Source organism: Flavobacterium fluviale (genome assembly GCF_003312915.1).
Taxonomy (GTDB): Bacteria; Bacteroidota; Bacteroidia; order Flavobacteriales; family Flavobacteriaceae; genus Flavobacterium; species Flavobacterium fluviale.
On record NZ_CP030261.1, the window covers coordinates 2,194,587 to 2,213,646 of the forward strand.

Here is a 19,060-nt window from a genome sequence, read left to right on the forward strand (position 1 = left end):
CGCCCAGAAGCAGATACAAAAGTTAATGAATTAAAAAAACAGCAATGACTTTTTGATCTTGTGTTTGAATTTAAAAGGTAAAAAAATAAGTAAGTTTATAAAAAATAAACCCCTAACATTGTTAGGGGTTTTTCAGTACTGGCGGAGAAAGAGGGATTCGAACCCCCGGACCTGTTACAGTCAACAGTTTTCAAGACTGCCGCATTCGACCGCTCTGCCATTTCTCCAGTATGTCGCTATCAGTTCTGATTGCGGGTGCAAATATAAGATGTTTTTTTGATTGCAGAAATTTTTTTGATACTATTTATAAAGAAAATGATATGCTGTAAAAAGAAATAGTTTCTATAAAATTTATTTCTCGTCCTTATACACATGGAAATTCACAAAGTGCTAAAAAGTAAGTTCATAAAATTAATAAGATAATTAATTAATATGTATTGTTTTACGCTGTGAGTTAAAGAATACTTCAATAGAATCTTTATATTTTTTCTTTACAACTAGACCATTTACCTCGTCATTTAATTTAAGTTTATGAAGTTTTGAGTCAATTTTTAATAACACTAGTTCTTGATTATTTGATTTTAAATACCCGAAATATTTTAATTGCGGCCAATTAATATTAGAACTTGGTTTTGGAATTGATGGCGTTACTATTTTTTTTATTGGATGATAAGAAACCAATACTGCAGAAGAAACTTGTTTTTCCTCAAACTGTTTATTTAAAAAAGGATCGCGGCCAACTTTCTTCAAATCAAAAGTATCTTTATTAATTTTTTTTAAAGACACATTGTGATTTCCGATTTCTGTATTTACAGCCCCATCATTATTTCCAAAGTAATTTTTGATAGCTCTATAGCCTACGGTTCCCCATAGGCCAAGTACTACTAAAATTAGAATTATATTAATTTTCTTTTTAGCCATTGTTAATTTACTGTAATCTTAAACCCAGTACTGTTAGTTCCTATATTTCCTGCAATATCAATTGCTCTTACTCTCCAATAATATATTCCTGTATTTGAAAATGTATATTGAAGAGATGTTGTATTGCTGTTTAAAGTTTGAAATATAGAAGTAAAATCTACATCGCTGGAAATTTCAATTACATAAGATATTGGTGATTTTACAGTTCCAGTATCTGTGGCAATTGACCAAGTATAATTTATAGAAGTATTAACTGTTTGAGTCGAATTATCAGCTGGTGTTGCATTTTTTGGCTGATTCGGAGCTGTTGTGTCAATATTGAATCTTTTTGCTCCATATTGTTTGGTTTCAGTGTCAGCATTTTTGGCTTTTACCCTCCATTCATAATTTCCATCTGCAAGTGTTGGCAAATCCAATGTTATAAATGTATCTGTTACATCTGTTTGTGGATAAACTTCTTGACCAGTTGCAGTGTTTACAACTCTTACACTATAAGAAGTGGCCTTATCAAGCTCTTGCCAATTTAAAGTGATATTGGTAAAATTCAAATATTTGTCATTGTCTGGAGTCAGCAATATAACCTGTTGATTTGTTAGGTCATCAGGAATGTTTGTTGAAAAATTTGAAGGGAAAGAATAGGTAGACTGATACGCATAATTTTCTGCGCGTACACGCCACATATAACTTCCTGCTTCTAAAGGCAAAGTTAAATTTGTTTTTGTAGTTAAAGAATCTAAGATTAAAACCTGATCAAATTGGTAGATTTGAATACGATATTTGTTAGCGCCTTTAAGACTGTTCCATTTAAAATTAGCTACATTGCTTTCAATTACAGCATCTTTTGTTGGCGAAATAATTTGTACAATATCATTGGTAATATCTTCTTCCAAAATATCTTCACAAGAGAACATAAAAATTGAAAGGACGATTAGTATAATTTTATTTAGTGTTTTCATAGTTTTGAAATATCATTTTTAAATGTAAAACTTCAGATTTATTATTTTTTTTTGTTGTGTAAAAGTTCTGGCTCACAATACGGGAATAATTGAACTTTTTTTCAAAATTGTATGCCAGTTCTAATAATTGGTTTGCATTTCCAGTAACATCCAATTGATTGGTTATGATATGGTAATCTGTTTCCGGATAATCGTGAATGGGTTTTAGATCGTTTATTGAAACTCCTGAATTTGTGGTTGCAAAACTGATTATTCCCTGCTGAACCATTTCTTTTGTCACGCCCTCTTTACCAATTATTTTGTCTAAATATTCAACATCATTTTTGAGTGTTCCGTTATTTTTTGCTTTTTTATCGATGTCTTCAGCCTTTTTTGAAAGTGTCCGATATTCTGAAACAACTTCAAAAAGGGTATGAAACGATCTTTTGTATGCTGTAATTGAAAGCATAAAAAAGATTATGACCAAGGCATAAAACTTCTGCTTATAAGAGTAATTTTCAAACATTTTTTAGAATGATTTTTATTTCAAATACTGATTTGTTTTTTTTATCTTTTTTTAAACTGACAATTTCAAAATTTTTAAGCCAGTCCATTTTTTTTAAATTTTCAAGCCAATAATTAAATGATGATTCCTGAGATGTTTCTCCTTTAATGATAATGATACCGCTCTGAAACAAGGCTTTTTTATTCTCCTTATATTCTTCTTTCAGAGGCGCAATATTCAATTCAGTTAGAGAGATCGCACTTGGTATTGTTCGAATGATTTCATAACTATAAAAAGAAAAAAACTTAGATGACAATACGCCGGTTTCTTTTAAAAGATTGAGTTTTTTCTCTTTCTGAGCTTCTAAATCAAGTATTAATTGATAGGATTGATTGGAGTATACTGTCTGGAGATTTAATTCAGAATTTTTAGTGCCGTAATATTGAATCAAAAAATAACTAGCTAAAAGTGAAATTAGAAAACCTATCAGCATTGTAACGCCAAGAAAGTTGAACGCTTTTTTATAAATTAATTCCTCATTATTTAAAGCGCTGTTTATTGTTTTTGAAACTTCCTTCGGTTTTACAAAAAAATGAATGACAGAGCCGTATAATGGTAAAAAGGAATTTGAAATAGTGTCTTCACCAATTTGATAATTAGCAATATTGGTGTTTTCATTTTGTTTAGAAAACCCCGATAAAATTTCATTTTCAAATTCTAGTTTTAAATCATTAGAAAACAAAATCTCTTTTTTTAATGCACTATGTAATAATGCGCCTAAAAATGAACCAACATAAATATCTATAACTTGAAAACCGTCCTTTTGAAATCTAGAAACAGTTTCTTCTACAATGTTTTTTCTGCAGAAACTTATAAAATTTGATTTTGAAGCTTTAATATCAGTGTAATATATAGTGTTGAAATCAATGTTTTTCTGCCAGTTTAAATCGGCTTCATTTTCAAAATTTATTTCTTTATTTAAAACTCCTCTTCCTTCTATCACAATTAAGACGGGAAGTTTTTTATCTGTATTTTTTGTTAGGCTTTCAAACGTTTCAAATGTTTGTTTAGAAACAATAGAAATTTTGTTTGCCTTCTTTTTTACAGTAAGCAAATTGTAAATTTCGTAATCTTCTTTTTTGATTACACCAACAACATTTAAGTCGTTTATTTTTATGAGTTTAGATAACGTAGCAAGCATGTTAATAAATAACTGTTGGTTTAATAAAAATGTGTAGTTTAGAATCACTTTTCCCCTTTTTTCTGCTGCTAAAAAACCATTTTATTATAGGAATTCTAGAAAGTAAAGGCGTTCCTGTTCCCGAATTTTCTTTTTTCAATTCGTCAAGACCTCCCAATAAGATCATTTCGCTGTTTTTAACTCTTACTAATGATTCAAATTTTTGAGTTGCTTTTCCCGGAGGTGCATCTTCACCAACTCTAGCCAAGAATGAACTTTTTTCCACAGCAATTGTTAAGGTTACATTTTCATCTGTAGAAACGTATGGTTTGATAGAAACACTAAGATTTGCATCGGTAGATTTCCATGTTCCAGAATTTAAAATATCGTTCCCAATATTGTTGTTAATCAATCTGTTATTTTGTTCAAAGTAGTAACTTGTTTCTCCAATAGATAACTTCGCTTCATGCCCGCTGATTGTTGCAATTTTAGGAGTTGACTCTATTTTTAAAGCCGAATTGTTTTCAAGTAATTTAAGATTCAAATAAAAAGATTCGGTAACTTTTCCTAATTTGAAAAGTCCAAAACCATTAAAAGCATTTATCAAACTATTTACAGATGAACCGTTTAAAGTAACATCTGAGTTTGGAAATAATACGCCGCCAGTTTGAACCTTATTTATTTTATCTAAACCGGCTTTCATTCCTGTTTGAATGTCATAAGATTTGTTGTACTGCACAATTATAACTTCAATTTGAACCATCGGAACGACCTTATCAATTTGTTTTATATATACCTTCAATTCTTCTAAAATTGATCTTGAACCAGAAACAATCAACCCGTTTAACTCTATGAACTCCTTAATTTCTAATTTTTCTGAAAATACTTTTGGAAGCGAACCAATAACAGATTCAATCGATCTATTTTCCAATTGTATCATTTCTGTAACCCTTAATCCTTCAGTAGCTTCTTCTCCAATCAAATAAAAATTGTCTTGTTTTTTATAAGTATATTTTTTTCCTTTAAAAATATGAGCAAGAAGATCATCGAAAGTGATATTATCGGCAGAAAGCGTTGTTTTTTCGTTCTCAGGCTTATTGTATAAAAAGTAATTAATGTGAAGTTTTTCTGCTGCTTCAGTCAATAGATCTGAAGCATCTGCGATGTACGCACTAACTTGTAAAAAACCATTTTTATTGATATTCACTTCATAAAATCCAGGAACTCCAATACTGGCTTTTGGCTGTTTTGCTTTTGGTCCGGCAGTTAATGCTGCGATATTTTGAGCAGTTCCCTTTTGCAGAAAATAAATTCCATTATCATCTTTTACTGCACTTAAATCATTTGATTTTGCCATCATTTCGATAACTTGGTCAAAAGGGCGATTTAACACATAGGAAGAAACTTTAATATTTTTTACATCCTGGGCGAGAAGTAAATTTTTTCCAGATTTATCAATTATTGCTTTTGCAACTGCAGATAAAGTGTCATTTTCCAGTTTTACAGACAAAAAATCATTTTGAGGATTATAATTTACGTCTATAAATTTAGGTTGTTTTTTCTCGACAACTGCTACTATTTTTCTTTTTTTGAAGACGATAATATTGCTCATAAATGAAACATCCAGATCATATTTTTGAACAAGATGAATAAATACATCTTTTACCGTTACATCAAAAAAGTTGTTTGCAACGGGCTGGTTCAATTCGGTATCAACATCCACATTTAACTGATGTTCTTCTGCTATTGATGCAATGAAATCGTGCAGAGTAAGCCCTGAAACATCAATTTTAATGGTTTCATTTAATCCCTTTTTTTGTACTGAAAATTCATCAAATTTCCTGCTTAATTCAACAATATCCTGCTGAGCAAAAATTATATTTGAAAAAAATAACGCAGCTAGTGCGAAAACTATCTGTCTTAGCATTTTTTTATATGTTTATTAAAATTGAGTATATTTCTTCTAATGACGTTTCTCCAGAAGCTAGGATTTCAAATGCTTTTTCAGGTAATGATTTATAGTTTTTATCATTGTTGTAAAGTTTTGTAATAGTGTTATTTTTAATAGATTCAGCAATAAGATGATCGATATTTAAAATCTCATAAATTGCCGTTCTTCCTTTATATCCTGTATGAAAGCATTTATTGCATCCTACTGGTTTGTAATAAGACTTAACTTCATACGGAAATTTGAAATTAAGAGGGAAATCTTTAGGATCGCTTTGCGTTTCTTTTTTACAGCTGTCACAAAGCTTTCGAACCAGTCTTTGCGCAACAGATAAGTTTAAAGTTTCGGCAATTAAATAGGATGGGACACCCATATCTATTAATCTTGAAATAGTCCCAATAGCCGAATTGGTATGAATAGTTGACAAAACTAAATGCCCTGTCAAAGAGGCTCGAATAGCCATTAAAGCAGTTTCAGAATCACGAATCTCTCCCAGCATAATAACATCTGGATCCTGACGTAAAAATGATTTGAGGGCAGAGGCAAATGTTAAGCCAATATCTTCTTTAAGCTGTACCTGATTAATTCCTTTAAGCGTATATTCGATAGGATCTTCAACTGTCACGATATTTCTTCTGCTGTCATTTAATAACCTTAAAGTAGCATAGAGAGTGGTTGTCTTTCCTGAACCAGTCGGACCGCTTATTAGGATAATTCCGTTTGGTTTTTTAACGGCTTCTAAATATTTTTCTAATTCTTCTTTTTGCAAACCCAGCGTGCTCAAATCAATATTTGAAGCATCTTGTCCTAGAAGACGCATTACTATTTTTTCTCCAAAAAGCGTTGGCAGAATAGAAACCCTGATATCAAAAGATTCATTAGTGATTCGACCGTCTTGAGGAAGCCTTTTTTCGGTAATATTTAGTTTAGCTTTGATCTTAACTTTATTGACCAATTCAAGATAATTTTCCTGTTCAATCTTATAGCGTTCAATTAATTGTCCATCAATCCTGAAACGAATTCTAGAGGAATTTTCATAGACCTCAAAATGAATATCACTGCATTTTAAAGACTTAGCTTCAGCCAATAAATTTTCAAGGAAATCACCCTTATCAACATTCAAAGATTTGTTTGAAACCAATGCACGTTCTTTTCTATAATAAATAGACAATGCTTTCTCGATTTCTGCAGATTCTGTAGAATGGAAAACAATATTTTTTCCTAAAAAAAGCTCCAGTTCCTCTTTTGCATCGTGTTTATTGCTAGCATGGTCAACATAGATTTCTATAGTGTTTTCGTGAATTGACTTTGGAATAATCCGATATTGATTGGCCAAATCATTAGATACAGCATGTTGAATTTCTGGAAAAATTTCGATATTTTGTATCATTAGAATAAGGTTAGTTTTTGAAAGGTTAGAAAATAGTCTTTCATTAAAACAACGAATAAAAACAAAGCTGTAAATCCTGCCAATGGAACAGTGTTTTCTTTAATAATTTTTTTGAGTCCAAATTGCATTAAGATTGCAAAAACAAGAGATAAAATGAAAAACAGAACATAGTTTTTTAATAAAAATAATGGACTGACAGCAATGTAAAACAGCAAATCTCCCAATCCGAAATAATGAAGGAAAGGGTTTAAAAACTGCTTAGATTTTAAACTCATATATAGCGTAAGAAAACCTAAAGTAATTAAGAAAAAAACACTATTGTAGATTGCTATTTCAGCTAATTCTTGTTTTTTTACTGGAATTAAAAGAAAAGAAACAATGAAAATTACAAGCGGTAAAACGACATGTATTTTACGGAATTTCCAATCCTGAATAAAAACCAATACCAAACAAAGAAGCAAAATTATCGAGGCTAGTTTCAATTTATTCTTTTGTTACTTCGGTTAATATTTTTTTGCTGTCAATTTCCCAAGTATTAAAACTGCCATCGCCATCTAAATCAGAAGTTGCAGTTGCTCTTGCCAGGAATGAATCATTTGTAGCATCGATAATTTCAATTTTGTAAACAGCCTGTCCGCCTTCGTCTACTGTTTTTTCCTGTTCAAAACCAATTTCTTCAAGATTTCCAGAGTATTTTGAATGTCTGTAGAAGTAACTTTTTTCTAAACCATATACTTGATTTAGCATCGCTTGAGCTTCAATAGCTTTTGCCTGTCCGATCACTGAAGTCTGATTTGGCAAAACCATCAATAATAATATACCAATGATGCATAGTACAATTAAAATTTCCGTTAATGAATAGGCTTTAACGTACATTTTTTTATAAGACTTGTGGTATTTTTTAATAAGTTTTAACATCTTGTTTTTATTAAGTTGTATTAATTGGGAGGGGTAATATGTATTAAATTTTTATTCTGATTATTTGTTTATTATTTTACTTAAATCGAACATTGGGGCATACATCGAGACCATGATGACGCCAACAATGGCACCGATTACTATTATAATCATGGGTTCAAGTATTACTCCAATCATTTTTGTCTGATGGCTGATTTCTTCATTATATTGTTCGGTAAGCCGTTCAAACATAGTCTCTAGCTGATTGACTTGTTCTGCAACTTCGACCATTGAAACCATTTTGTTTTCAAAAACAGTATGCTTTTTTAAACTTTCGTTTAAAGAAGCCCCTCGGGTAATATCTTCTTTAATCTGATGGATTGCCATTTCAATAGGGTAGAAGCTGATCATTTTACCAGTAAGGGTTAAAGAATTAATTAAAGTGGTTTTCGACGTAATCAATAAATTCATTGCCTGGCAAAAACGCGATATGTATATTTTTCGAATTAAATTTCCAAAGTAAGGAATCTTTAAAAGCATTCCAGTAGTAAACGCTCTATAACTATCTTTAGTTTTTAATAAAAAATGAACTATTGTCAACCCAACAATAAAAGCAATTACAAAAGAAAATATCGTTCCTGAATGATTTGATATTTTTAAAATAATCTGGGTGCTTTTTGGCAGTTCGCTTCCAAATTGTTTGAAGACAGAACTAAACATTGGAACTACTTTATTTAGCATAAAATACAGAACCAAAATAGTAACCAGCATAACAATTGTCGGGTAAGTCATAACCGAAACAATTTGTCTTTTCATTTGAATTTTTCGGTTAAAATATTTTTGTAATTCACCTAAAACTTCTTCCAGTTTGCGGGTTTCTTCTCCAATTTGAATGCTATAATATTCGTAAGCAGAAAATTGATCAGTTTCACGCATCGATTCATAAATGCTTTTTCCTTCAATTACTTTTTCTTTAATTCCAATTATGAGCTCTTTTTCAAATTTATTGTCAGACTGATTACTTAGAATTTCTAAAGCTTTTTTAAAATCAACACCCGATCTCAAAAGCATGCCCAGTTCTCTGTAGAAAATTTCTTTTTTCTTATCAGAGAGCTTTTTAGAAAACTGTAAAGAACCAGTTTCTATCCTGAAATCTTTTTCCTCAGCTTTAGAAGTTTTATATGTCGATAAATCGAAACTCATTAGTTTTTAATTTTTTGTAATAGTTCATTTGGATATACTCTTTTATAAAATCGTAAATCCAGTTCTTTCTCGTTTGATGCGATATTTAGTTTAATCTTTTGAAAAACAAATTGTTCCGATTTACTTTTTACCGTATCCAAAACCATTGTTTTTAATTTGATCTGAAAAGTATCAACAAACGTTTCGCTGTTTCTTAAAATGTAATCATCAAAAAACTGATAAGTGACTCTTTCACCAGCATATCCATTAAAATAAATTTCATTTTCCGAAGCCTTCATTTTTTCTTTTTCAAAAATATCTTTGTTCAAACTGTATGTTAATCGGTTCAGGTCGTTTACCAGCTGATTTTGGTTTTTAAAATCCAGCATCCTACCGCTTACAATAGAAAAAATAACAAACAAAATACCCATAATAATAGCCGTCACAGCCATGCCTACAATTGCTTCTATTATAGAAAAAGCAGCCACCGAATGGTATTTATTTTGGAATCTGAACATAAAAACTCTTTTCAAATTTGAATTGCGTACTGTCTTTATATTGAACTGAAATTTTTTTCAGATTCTCATTAATAGCTTCTTCTTCAATCAATAAATTTTCGTTTTCATCATTCGATATGGAGTCACTTTTTATTTGCGATAAATAAAAAAGCTCATTAACTTTATTCTGAGTGCTGTAAAATTTAGCAGACGTTTTTGGCGTATAAACCGATGCAAAAATCAATACAGCAAAATACAGGCAGATCGATATAATGGTCAACGCAATAACCGATTCCAGCAAAGAATTCGCCCTTACTTTACAACACTTTTTTAATAACTCCATAATTTGTTGTTTGTGTGTTGAATAACGGAATTGAAATGAAATAATCTGGTCGTTTTGTTGTATTAATTTCAATATCGCTGATTAAATTATCGTATGATGTTGAACCCGTTTTTATAAAAAAACGATTGGTATAAACAGATCCATATACATTACTTTTGAGCATTAATTTTCCTGTACAGTATAGATCTCCAAAAACTAGACCTGCTTCATCTATTTCTATGCTGTGCTTATCAATAAGATCAATTTTATTTCCAAACAAAACTACAGCGCCCGAGATCGTGCATTCTTTTTTTATTTTTATTTTTGATTCTTGTGCACCCTCATTATAAACACAAATTACAGACGGGTAGTTTAAAGTTACTTTCTCTTCAAGTTCAATTCCTTTTGTTGCAAATACCTGAACTGTTCCTTTAAAACCTTCTTCAAAAGTGATCTTAGGAGCTATTAGAATAACATCTTCTAAAACCGTATTTTTTTTTACTCTGATTGAATCATCAGACCGCAAAATGAAGTTGCCTTTGAATATAGTATTGCTAAGATTCTGGTTTACTATAACTTCTTTTGTAGTATTTAGAAAAGAATTGTAATAAAGAGAATCTTTAGTTTTTTCAATGTCTTTTAGCTTTACCTTTTCTGACTTAATACCAAGAAATATTTTTTTAAAATCTGAATTAAGCTCTGGAAGCTGAGACTCAGAAATATTACTTTTTCCCTCAACTTTAAGCTCATTAAGACTATTGTTAATATATGAAGTCTCAATAAAAGTGCTCGGTAACTGATTATCTCCAACGAGTTTTACTTTTCCCGAATAATATAATGGCTTTGATAAATTAGTTAAATAAATAGAATTTTTATCCAGATTTCTAGCTCCCGCAAAATGTGCGGATGAAACAGTATCATTCGAGATATAAGATTTTGCTAAAATTATAGTAATCAGACCATAAGGCTTTGTTTCAAAGCTTCCTTCAATACCAGTTTTTTCATCTTTATCAATTTCGGCTGGCTGAACTTTGTTTCCTAATGCAAAATTTAAAACAGACTGGTTTTGAATATAAAGCTCTTCCTGAATATTATAATAGAGGTTGAGCTGATTGTACAAATTTGAAAAGTACAACAGCGCTCCGCAGATTATTGAAACAATTAAGCAGATATAAATGGCATATAGCAAACTATGAGCTTTAACCATTATTTTTTGGCTTTATCTTTCTTTTTGAAAATATTTTTTAAAAATCTCTCTATTTTTGAATCTTTCTTAGGTTCATTTTTAGCTTTTTCTTTTGCAGCTTTTCTGGCTTCTTTATCTGCTTCTCTTTTGGCTTTTTTATCAGCAGCAACTAATTCTCTATCTTTTTTAGCTTTTTCCTTAGCTTGTGTTTTCTCTTCTTTTGCTTTTGCTTTGTATGATTTTAATTTTAGAGCATCTGAAGTAGCCTCAAGCTCTTTTTGAGATTCTTTAGTATTTTCTGCTTTAATGTTTTCTTGTTTAAGTCTATACTTCTCCGATTTGGTAAATACTTCTTTTTTCTTAACAATTACGCCTTTTCTATAGGTAATAACTTCTTGTGTTTCTGCATTTGTCCATTTACCAGTTTTTAAGTTTGAAGAGTATTTGCCGTTTTCAACCAGATTACCGATTTCGTCATATCTAAAAAACTTACCTGCACGCAGACCATTACTATAGTGAAGAATTGATTCAAGAATTCCGTTTTTATGCCAAGTTTTCCATTCGCCAACACGAAGTCCGTTTTTAAACTGGCCTTGCTCTGCCAGCTGATTGCTATGGTACATTTTGGTAAACTTATCATTTAATAATTCACCGGCAATTCCGCCTTGGGCTTCATGAATAAGTCCGCCCTTAAACCAGAAATAAGTTTTAGCTGTTTTAGGATTAATCTTTTTATCTGTAGTGTAAAACTCATATCTAAAATCTTTATCAGAAATCCTTTTGATCATATAAGGATCGCCAAAAGAGAGTAGGGTAAGAGTAAAAATAATAAGAGTATAACGTGGTATTGTTAATGTTTTCAAGGGGCCGCTTTTATTTTTTAAACGGGGGCAATTTAGTTTTTTTTGTAAGAATACAAAAATAAATTCTCTGTTCGATAAAAGTTTTTTTTAAGAGAAAATTTGTAGGTAAATTTTAGGTATAAAATATGTAAATGTACAGTAATAAATCGCGCGAGTAACTTACGATTATAAGTTTTTACATGTTATTTATTTATGTTAAAATTATGTTAATTTGTGTTTTTTGTATTTTTTTACGGAAAGCCGTAGGTACCCTATTCTAAATCTTGATATATTATTTTTTTGATAATGGTTTTAATGGTTATATTTCTGTAAAATAATTATTTTAATGATAATTTGGTATTTCTTTATTTGCAAAATGTTTTTTTGTTGAAAAATTCATAATTAATTCTACATTTGCCTCACCAAAAACAAACTAACATATTTATGCCCCAACATAAATTCACCATTCAGCGTGTAATTAATGTAGTGTTAATATGCGCACTAATTATTTTACTATTTTTTCAATTTTTTCGTCAAAACACGAAAGTCGTGTATATTGACTCAGCAAAACTATTTGAAGGTTTTGCGATGACTAAAGAAATGAAAAGAGTAGGAGAAAAAGAATTCAATTCTCGCAAATCAGCGCTAGATTCACTTTATTCTTTCTTACAAAATCCGTCAGTTACTGCTGTTCAAAAAGAACAGTTAATGGAGGATTTTATTAGAAAAAAAGATGAGTTTGAAAAGTTCAATCAGAGCTATCCACAAGAGCAAACTTCAAAAATCTGGTCGCGAATTAAAAGTTACACTTCAGAATTTTCAAAAGACAAAAAATATCAGCTTGTAATAGGTTCAGATAACCAACAGATGGTTCTTTTTGCCGATGAAAAAATTGATGTTACAGATGAACTTCTTACTTATTTAAATAAAAAGTATGAAGGGATATAGCTGTATAATCTTTATTTTATTTCTATCTCTTCTAACTTCCTGTAAAAAAGAAGAGAATCCAAATCATGATTCTGAAATTAGAGATCGTTACTTTAATTTAGAAAAAATTGGCTGGAAATCAAGATCTTATACTCAAGTAGTAGATGATATTGGTTTTACAGCAATTGAAGTTCCTATTCAATACTTTTTGCTGAAATCTCAAGGAATAGAAAATCTCTCTCATATAGATTCTCTTTATGAAGAGAATAAAAGAGAGCGTGTTATTGAATTTATTTTTCAGCAAGATGAAGAGAAGGATCTTCTTAATCAAGATTTCACAGGGCTTGATTATACAAATTCGGTTAAATACATGTCGTTTGGTCTTGATAAAGATTTCTACGTAGTAACGTCAAAAAAAGATACAATATTGTGCTCAGGTGTAAATTATGAGCGTAATTATAAAATAGCCCCTTTTCAAAAAGTGCTCTTGTTTTTTTCAGGGATTGATCCTAATGATAAAATCCAGCTGATTTACAACGATTATCTTTTTAAAAAGGGAACATTGAAATTTAAATTTAAAGATCCTTTTACCCCAGTAGCATTATGATCCAACAAATGAAAATAAGTAAGTTTAAAAAAATAGTTGCTATTTATTTAGCTATGATGATTCTGTTGGAGACACTTCAGCCTATGCAAATGTATGCATTGACTGGAGGACCGTCTCAGCCTGAATTTGAATCATTTACACCAATAGGAACATCAGATATGGTTGACCTTGCAAGTGGTGATTTTAATTATAATATTCCAATTATGGATGTAGGGGGTTATCCGCTTAATTTGGCGTATAATTCGGGAGTTGGTATGGACCAAGAAGCCTCTTGGGTAGGTCTAGGATGGGATTTGAACGTGGGGCAAATTTCAAGACAACTTCGTGGTTTACCAGATGATTTTGATGGAGACGAAATGATATACGAAAACAGCATGAAACCTAATGTAACAGTAGGATCAAGCGCAAATGTTTTTCTTACGGCTTTTGGTATGAAAGAAGCCAAAGCAAGCTTTGGTATTGGTGTTAAGTATAATAATTATGATGGACTTGGTGTTGCTGCTAATGGGGGGTTTTCTTATCAAATCAGCAATAATCTTAGTGTTGGTGTAAACCTTGAATCGTCAGCTTCAGAAGGAGTATCGGTTTCTCCAAATGCGTCTTTTTCACAAAAATTTAAAGCTTCAAGTAATACAGATGTTAGTGTTGGAGTAAACACAGGAGTTACTTATAATAGTAGAAAAGGAGTTGAAAGTGTGACTTTAGGAGCTTCAGCTAGTACAAAAGCTACTCATACTGTAACTAAAACCAATGAAGATGGTTCGACTACCACGTCTAAACAGGAGAGTAGTTCTACTCTAGGTGGTGCCTCGGGTTCATTGTCAATGAATAATGCTTCCTATTCTCCAACTAAGCGTGTGGGGATGGTTTCTTCAAACGTTATGTTTAGTGCGAATGTTGAAGGTGAAGTATGGGGCGTTGAAGGCGGAGGAAAGTTTTCTGGTTATAGAACTTCTCAAGGCATTAAAGACTCTGAGAAAAGAAAGGTAGAAAAAGCGTATGGTTTTGAAAATACATACAATGCGCCACGATCTGCAGTTTTAGATTTTAATAGAGAAAAAGACAGAACAGTCAATAAAAATACTACTTCACTGCCTATTACAAATAATACTTATGATGTTTATAGTATTCAGGGACAGGGGATTTCAGGTATGTATCGTCCGTATAAATCTCAAGTTGGATACGTATATGACAACGAAACAAACGATGATAGTGCGGGAGGTTCACTTGGTTTAGAATTTGGTGCTGGTGGAGGTGTCCATTTTGGTGTTGACGTATCTGTAACAATAGGTGATAGTCGTAGCGCGTTATGGTCAAGTTCTAATCCAGCTTTAGGGAGATTTAAAGAAAAAAAGTCTAATAATAGACCAGATTACGAAAAAGTATTTTTTAAAAATATTGGAGGATTTCATACTGATAAAGAAATAGCTTTATTTGAGAATCAATTAGGCGGATACCAGCCAATTAAGCTGAATATTGAAGGAGGCGGCTTTGATAGAAAGACAAGTTTAAATTATTCAACAAATAAAAATGTTATTGGTAATACTGGTCAGGTTGCAAGAGTAACAAGATTAGCAAGAAATCAAACCATAGAAAAACTGACTAAAAAAGAAGCTGAAAATTTTGGATTCACTAAAAGATTTAACGAATATTCAAAAGATAACCACACTGCTGAGATTAAAATTACAAAAGAAGGTGGCGACCGCTACATTTACGGTATGGCAGCGTATAATAGTGTGAAAAAGGAAACAACATTTGATGTTAGTGAAGCGAATCAATATAGACTTGCAGGTGCTAAAAGTGGATTAATCGGGTACAACCCTGGTGTTGATAATTCGCCAAAAAATTCTAAAGGGGGAGATGAGTATTTCAATAGAGTGACTACTCCAGCTTATGCTCATACATATTTGTTAACTTCAGTATTGTCTTCAGATTACCAAGATATTAGTAATAATGGCCCATCAGATGATGATTTAGGAACGTATACTAATTTTGAGTATGAGAATAAATATGCTGATAAAGGGCATAACTATAGATGGAGAGTTCCATTTGAACAAAATCAAGCCAATTTTGATGAAGGTCTGCGTTCAAGTAAAAAGGATAATAAAGCCAATTACTTGTATGGAGAGAAAGAATTATTATACATCAAAAAAATTGTGACCAAAACGCATGTTGCCATTTTCCACCTTTCAGAAAGAAAAGATGCTTTTGGAGTTAAAGATGAGAATGGAGGATTGGATGATAAATCTCCAACTTATAAATTGGATAAAATTTCATTGTATTCAAAACCAGAATATCTTGCTAATGGAGATGCAGCAACTCCTATTAAAGAAGCGCATTTTAAATACAGTTACCGTTTATGTCAAGGAGTTGATAATAACATAAACAAAGGGAAAACAGGGGAAGGCATTGATGGACAAAAAGGAAAATTGACTTTAGAGAAAGTTTATTTTACCTATAAAAATTCAAAAATGGGAGAATATACTCCTTATGTTTTTAATTATGCCTCAGAATTTGAAATTAATACTTCAGGCTATAATTTATCGACAGATACTACTAATAACCCAGATTATGATATGAAAGCTTATGATGTTTGGGGAAATTATAAAAAAGTTGATGGTAATGTTGGTCTAGGTACTATGAGTGCTCTGTCAAATGCTGAATATGGATATGTTGACCAAAAGAATGAAGAAACAGCAGATAAAAATGCATCTGTCTGGCTGTTAAAGTCGATTCATTTGCCATCTGGTGGTATTATGGAACTAAATTATGAATCTGATGATTACAGTAAAGTGCAAAACAAGGATGTAATGCAGATGTTTAAAGTAGTGGGAAGCGGAAGCAAAGCCGAATTTACTGCTTCAAACATTAATGATTCTGCAACTCCCGGTAAAAAAGATTTAGGCGATTACATTTATGTAGAGTTAGATCATAAAATAAGTGATGGAGGTAATGCTTCTGTTGCTGAAACTTTCTATAATAAATATTTGAAGACTATAGGAGATGTAGATAACCCTATTTACTTTAGGTTCTTACTTAACATGGTAAATCCAGATCCAAAACCAGGTATCAATGAGACAGATAAGTACGATTATGTAACCGGTTATATGACTTTAAGCAAAAAGCTAGAAGATTATGCTTTTAATGAGTTTAATGGGAAGCAATATGTTGCTATTCCTCTTACAAAAGCTAGAAAAGAAGATGGTTTTAACGGTAATAAGGAAGTAAATCCAATATCTAAAGCGGGCTGGGGATTTGGTCGAAAGAATTTAAATAGATTGGTTTATAGCTTAAATAATGAGGAAGATACAAAGGATCTTAAAGGAATTATTACAGAATTGGTAGGCTGGTTGCCAACATTGCTTGATATTTTTGAAAGTCCAAATAAGATATTAGAAGAAAATGGTATTGCGAGTAATTTTATTGCTGGTAAATCGTGGGTTAGACTACATCATCCAGATAGTAAAAAGTTAGGAGGAGGAAGCAGGGTTAAGGACATAAAGATTCATGACCAATGGGATGTTATGACCAGAAATAAAAATTCTGATCTATATAAACAATCTTATGGACAGGAATATTCATATAATATGGTTGATAAAGATGGTAATCCTACTAGTAAATCTTCTGGGGTTGCAACTTATGAGCCCTTAGGATCAAAAGAAAACCCGTTTGTAAAACCTGCTTATGACAAAAATGAGCCTGAATTATTATTAGGCCCTGAGTCTGATAATTACGTAGAAGAACCATTTGGAGAATCATTTTTTCCTTCGCCAAAGGTTACTTATAGCCGTGTAACGGTAAAGAATTTGGACAGAAAAAATGATAAAGATCCTTCATATGGAACAGTTGTAAAAAAACATGCTACAGGAAATGTCGTGACAGAATTTTATACTTCTAATGATTTTCCAACAATAGTAGATAGAACAGTAATGTCTGGAGGGCACAAATCTTCAGGTGTTTTGGCAAATTTGATTAATTTAAATGTTAAAGACCATCTGACAATGTCACAAGGTTATTCTATTCATACTAATGATATGGATGGGAAAATGAAAAGCCAGCGTGTATATGGAGAGGGGCAGACAAGAGCTATATCTGGGGTTGACTACAATTATAATATTGTCTCAAATTCAGAAAGTAAAAATATAGGATTGTTAAATAATTATATTCAGACCGTAGATTCAAAAGGAAAGATTGAAACTAAGCTTGTCGGGGTCGATTATGATGTAATAAATGATTTTAGAGAAAACAAAACGATTACTTCAACAGATGGTGTAGCGGTCAATGTTGCTACCCTGCCATTTACTCTTATTGTTATCGTGGTGCCAACCATTATTCCTGCTCGTTCTAAGCATGAAACGCAACTTCGTACAGCAGTTACTACAAAAGTAATCCATACATCTGCAATACTTTCTGAGACTGTTGCTTATGATTTAGGTTCGGAAGTGTCGACTAAAAATCTTGCTTGGGATGCTGAAACAGGTGATGTATTATTAAAAGAAACGGTTAATGAGTATAAGGATAAATATTATACGTTCAATTTCCCAGCATATTGGAGTTATGACGGAATGAGTCAAGCGGCAAAGAATGCTGGATTGGAATATAATGTTTTAAAAACGGGTAATAATCAGTATCAATTTGATCAATCTAAAGGAATTGTTGCGGCATCTGATTACCTAATCAATGGAGATGAAGTTTGGTTAAGTGGAAAGGCTCCAAATAAAAAAGAAGGAGAAGAGGATGTGTTAAGTGCTCTAAAAGGATGGGTAGTAAATGTTAATGGTTCTAGTTTTCAGTTAATAGATAATAGAGGAGTTCTTATTAAAGGCGATGTTGTAACGACTGGAAAAATAAAAATAATTCGTTCTGGACACCGTAATATGCAGATGGCTTCTATGGCTAATGTTACGTCTATGCGAAATCCTTTATATAATTATGATGTAAACAATAAAATTACGGGACCAAAAGACATTCTTGGGGAATCGCCATTCTTAGCTAGTAGTCCAATTGATAGAATTGTAAATGCTGCTGCTATTGAATATAGCAACGAATGGCCTTCTCAATGTGAATGTAATTTACCAAAAATGACTTTTGTCGATGGTAAATTGAAATTTGGTTATGAAACAGAAACAGGAAATGAGGATATGGATGATGTTATTAAACGTTCGTATAATCCGTATTTGTATAATGTACTTGGAAATTGGAGAGCCAATAAATCGTATGCATATCTAACAGGTAGAAACTATACAATTGATCCTACACCTCGTAAAACTGGATACTTTACTGATTTCTCTCCATTTTATGTCTTTAAAGAGAATATTTGGAAAATTACAGCAGGAGAGGAATTTAAAAAATGGACTTTCGCTTCTCAGGTTACTCAATTTAGCCCGTATGGTCAAGAGGTCGAAAATAAAGACGCTTTAAATCGTTATTCAGCAGCCTTGTATGGATATAATAACCGTTTTCCTGTTGCAGTAGGCTCTAATACTAAATACAGTGAATTGGCTTCTGATGGATTTGAAGATTACGATTTGGCAAACTGCGGTATTTCTTCTCATTTTGACTTTCAAGGCCAATTAAAATTAAATGAAGTTAGTGTTTCAAACAAGCATTCTCATACAGGAAGAAAGAGTTTAAAAATAGAACCAAATAAAAAAGCAGTTGTAAAAAAACAAGTTGTGACTTGTAAACCAAAAAGTGCTAACTAAAAACAGAGAATAATTA

General features: G+C 31.6%; 16 protein-coding genes and 1 tRNA gene. 3 read left to right on the plus strand and 14 right to left on the minus strand.

The annotated features are described in order from the left end of the window. Window positions 1-139 precede the first annotated feature (139 nt). From HYN86_RS09695 to HYN86_RS09760, 14 genes are all read right to left on the minus strand, one after another. Window positions 140-227: transfer RNA gene (locus HYN86_RS09695), tRNA-Ser, on the minus strand. 196 nt (window positions 228-423) lie between these two features. Beyond that, a complete protein-coding gene (locus tag HYN86_RS09700; protein ID WP_113677834.1) occupies window positions 424-921 on the minus strand; it encodes a hypothetical protein in 498 nt (165 codons plus the stop codon). Window positions 922-923: 2 nt separating this feature from the next. Further along, window positions 924-1,877: a hypothetical protein gene (locus tag HYN86_RS09705; protein ID WP_113677835.1), complete on the minus strand. Its 954-nt coding sequence runs from the start codon at window positions 1,875-1,877 to the stop codon at window positions 924-926. Continuing rightward, the gene (locus HYN86_RS09710) at window positions 1,861-2,382 is read right to left on the minus strand and encodes a hypothetical protein (RefSeq protein WP_113677836.1); all 522 of its coding nucleotides are present in this window, start codon (window positions 2,380-2,382) and stop codon (window positions 1,861-1,863) included. Before HYN86_RS09710 ends, HYN86_RS09705 begins: the two co-directional genes overlap by 17 nt. After that, window positions 2,375-3,562, minus strand: a complete 1,188-nt coding sequence (locus HYN86_RS09715; protein WP_113677837.1) for a hypothetical protein — start codon at window positions 3,560-3,562, stop codon at window positions 2,375-2,377. The genes HYN86_RS09710 and HYN86_RS09715 overlap by 8 nt, the downstream gene beginning before the upstream one ends. A 1-nt stretch (window position 3,563) precedes the next feature. Continuing rightward, window positions 3,564-5,468, minus strand: a complete 1,905-nt coding sequence (locus tag HYN86_RS09720) for a type II secretion system protein GspD (protein ID WP_113677838.1) — start codon at window positions 5,466-5,468, stop codon at window positions 3,564-3,566. Window positions 5,469-5,472: 4 nt separating this feature from the next. After that, on the minus strand, window positions 5,473-6,879 hold the full coding sequence (locus tag HYN86_RS09725; RefSeq protein ID WP_205334642.1) for a GspE/PulE family protein: 1,407 nt from the start codon (window positions 6,877-6,879) through the stop codon (window positions 5,473-5,475). Next, window positions 6,879-7,361 (minus strand): hypothetical protein, encoded by a 483-nt coding sequence (locus HYN86_RS09730; protein ID WP_162789346.1) that lies wholly within the window; start codon window positions 7,359-7,361, stop codon window positions 6,879-6,881. The genes HYN86_RS09725 and HYN86_RS09730 overlap by 1 nt, the downstream gene beginning before the upstream one ends. 1 nt (window position 7,362) lies before the next feature. Then, window positions 7,363-7,755, minus strand: coding sequence for a type IV pilin protein (locus tag HYN86_RS09735; RefSeq protein WP_230406448.1), 393 nt, complete (start codon window positions 7,753-7,755; stop codon window positions 7,363-7,365). Window positions 7,756-7,857: 102 nt separating this feature from the next. After that, the gene (locus HYN86_RS09740; RefSeq protein WP_113677841.1) at window positions 7,858-8,979 is read right to left on the minus strand and encodes a type II secretion system F family protein; all 1,122 of its coding nucleotides are present in this window, start codon (window positions 8,977-8,979) and stop codon (window positions 7,858-7,860) included. Continuing rightward, window positions 8,979-9,476, minus strand: coding sequence for a PulJ/GspJ family protein (locus HYN86_RS09745; RefSeq protein WP_113677842.1), 498 nt, complete (start codon window positions 9,474-9,476; stop codon window positions 8,979-8,981). Before HYN86_RS09745 ends, HYN86_RS09740 begins: the two co-directional genes overlap by 1 nt. After that, window positions 9,457-9,798, minus strand: coding sequence for a hypothetical protein (locus HYN86_RS09750; protein WP_113677843.1), 342 nt, complete (start codon window positions 9,796-9,798; stop codon window positions 9,457-9,459). Before HYN86_RS09750 ends, HYN86_RS09745 begins: the two co-directional genes overlap by 20 nt. After that, the gene (locus HYN86_RS09755; RefSeq protein WP_113677844.1) at window positions 9,773-10,984 is read right to left on the minus strand and encodes a hypothetical protein; all 1,212 of its coding nucleotides are present in this window, start codon (window positions 10,982-10,984) and stop codon (window positions 9,773-9,775) included. The genes HYN86_RS09750 and HYN86_RS09755 overlap by 26 nt, the downstream gene beginning before the upstream one ends. Continuing rightward, complete coding sequence (locus HYN86_RS09760; protein ID WP_162789348.1) at window positions 10,984-11,826, minus strand: toxin-antitoxin system YwqK family antitoxin; 843 nt, start codon at window positions 11,824-11,826, stop codon at window positions 10,984-10,986. Before HYN86_RS09760 ends, HYN86_RS09755 begins: the two co-directional genes overlap by 1 nt. Before the next feature lie 423 nt (window positions 11,827-12,249). Here HYN86_RS09760 and HYN86_RS09765 point away from each other — a divergent pair, with 423 nt between their 5' ends. Genes HYN86_RS09765 through HYN86_RS09775 form a run of 3 tightly spaced genes read left to right on the plus strand, consistent with a single transcriptional unit; the run spans window position 12,250 to window position 19,044 of the window. Then, complete coding sequence (locus tag HYN86_RS09765) at window positions 12,250-12,753, plus strand: OmpH family outer membrane protein (RefSeq protein WP_113677846.1); 504 nt, start codon at window positions 12,250-12,252, stop codon at window positions 12,751-12,753. Continuing rightward, entirely contained in the window at window positions 12,740-13,339 is a 600-nt protein-coding gene (locus HYN86_RS09770; RefSeq protein ID WP_113677847.1) for a hypothetical protein, read from the plus strand. Before HYN86_RS09765 ends, HYN86_RS09770 begins: the two co-directional genes overlap by 14 nt. Window positions 13,340-13,347: 8 nt before the next feature. Then, window positions 13,348-19,044, plus strand: a complete 5,697-nt coding sequence (locus tag HYN86_RS09775; protein ID WP_162789350.1) for a hypothetical protein — start codon at window positions 13,348-13,350, stop codon at window positions 19,042-19,044. Window positions 19,045-19,060 lie beyond the last annotated feature (16 nt).

Bases quoted from the DNA above. Each gene is read 5' to 3' on its own strand.
- HYN86_RS09700 (WP_113677834.1), bottom strand. From the start codon at position 921: ATGGCTAAAAAGAAAATTAATATAATTCTAATTTTAGTAGTACTTGGC.
- HYN86_RS09705 (WP_113677835.1), bottom strand. From the start codon at position 1,877: ATGAAAACACTAAATAAAATTATACTAATCGTCCTTTCAATTTTTATG.
- HYN86_RS09710 (WP_113677836.1), bottom strand. From the start codon at position 2,382: ATGTTTGAAAATTACTCTTATAAGCAGAAGTTTTATGCCTTGGTCATA.
- HYN86_RS09715 (WP_113677837.1), bottom strand. From the start codon at position 3,562: ATGCTTGCTACGTTATCTAAACTCATAAAAATAAACGACTTAAATGTT.
- HYN86_RS09720 (WP_113677838.1), bottom strand. From the start codon at position 5,468: ATGCTAAGACAGATAGTTTTCGCACTAGCTGCGTTATTTTTTTCAAAT.
- HYN86_RS09725 (WP_205334642.1), bottom strand. From the start codon at position 6,879: ATGATACAAAATATCGAAATTTTTCCAGAAATTCAACATGCTGTATCT.
- HYN86_RS09735 (WP_230406448.1), bottom strand. From the start codon at position 7,755: ATGTACGTTAAAGCCTATTCATTAACGGAAATTTTAATTGTACTATGC.
- HYN86_RS09740 (WP_113677841.1), bottom strand. From the start codon at position 8,979: ATGAGTTTCGATTTATCGACATATAAAACTTCTAAAGCTGAGGAAAAA.
- HYN86_RS09745 (WP_113677842.1), bottom strand. From the start codon at position 9,476: ATGTTCAGATTCCAAAATAAATACCATTCGGTGGCTGCTTTTTCTATA.
- HYN86_RS09750 (WP_113677843.1), bottom strand. From the start codon at position 9,798: ATGGAGTTATTAAAAAAGTGTTGTAAAGTAAGGGCGAATTCTTTGCTG.
- HYN86_RS09755 (WP_113677844.1), bottom strand. From the start codon at position 10,984: ATGGTTAAAGCTCATAGTTTGCTATATGCCATTTATATCTGCTTAATT.
- HYN86_RS09765 (WP_113677846.1), top strand. From the start codon at position 12,250: ATGCCCCAACATAAATTCACCATTCAGCGTGTAATTAATGTAGTGTTA.
- HYN86_RS09770 (WP_113677847.1), top strand. From the start codon at position 12,740: ATGAAGGGATATAGCTGTATAATCTTTATTTTATTTCTATCTCTTCTA.
- HYN86_RS09775 (WP_162789350.1), top strand. From the start codon at position 13,348: ATGAAAATAAGTAAGTTTAAAAAAATAGTTGCTATTTATTTAGCTATG.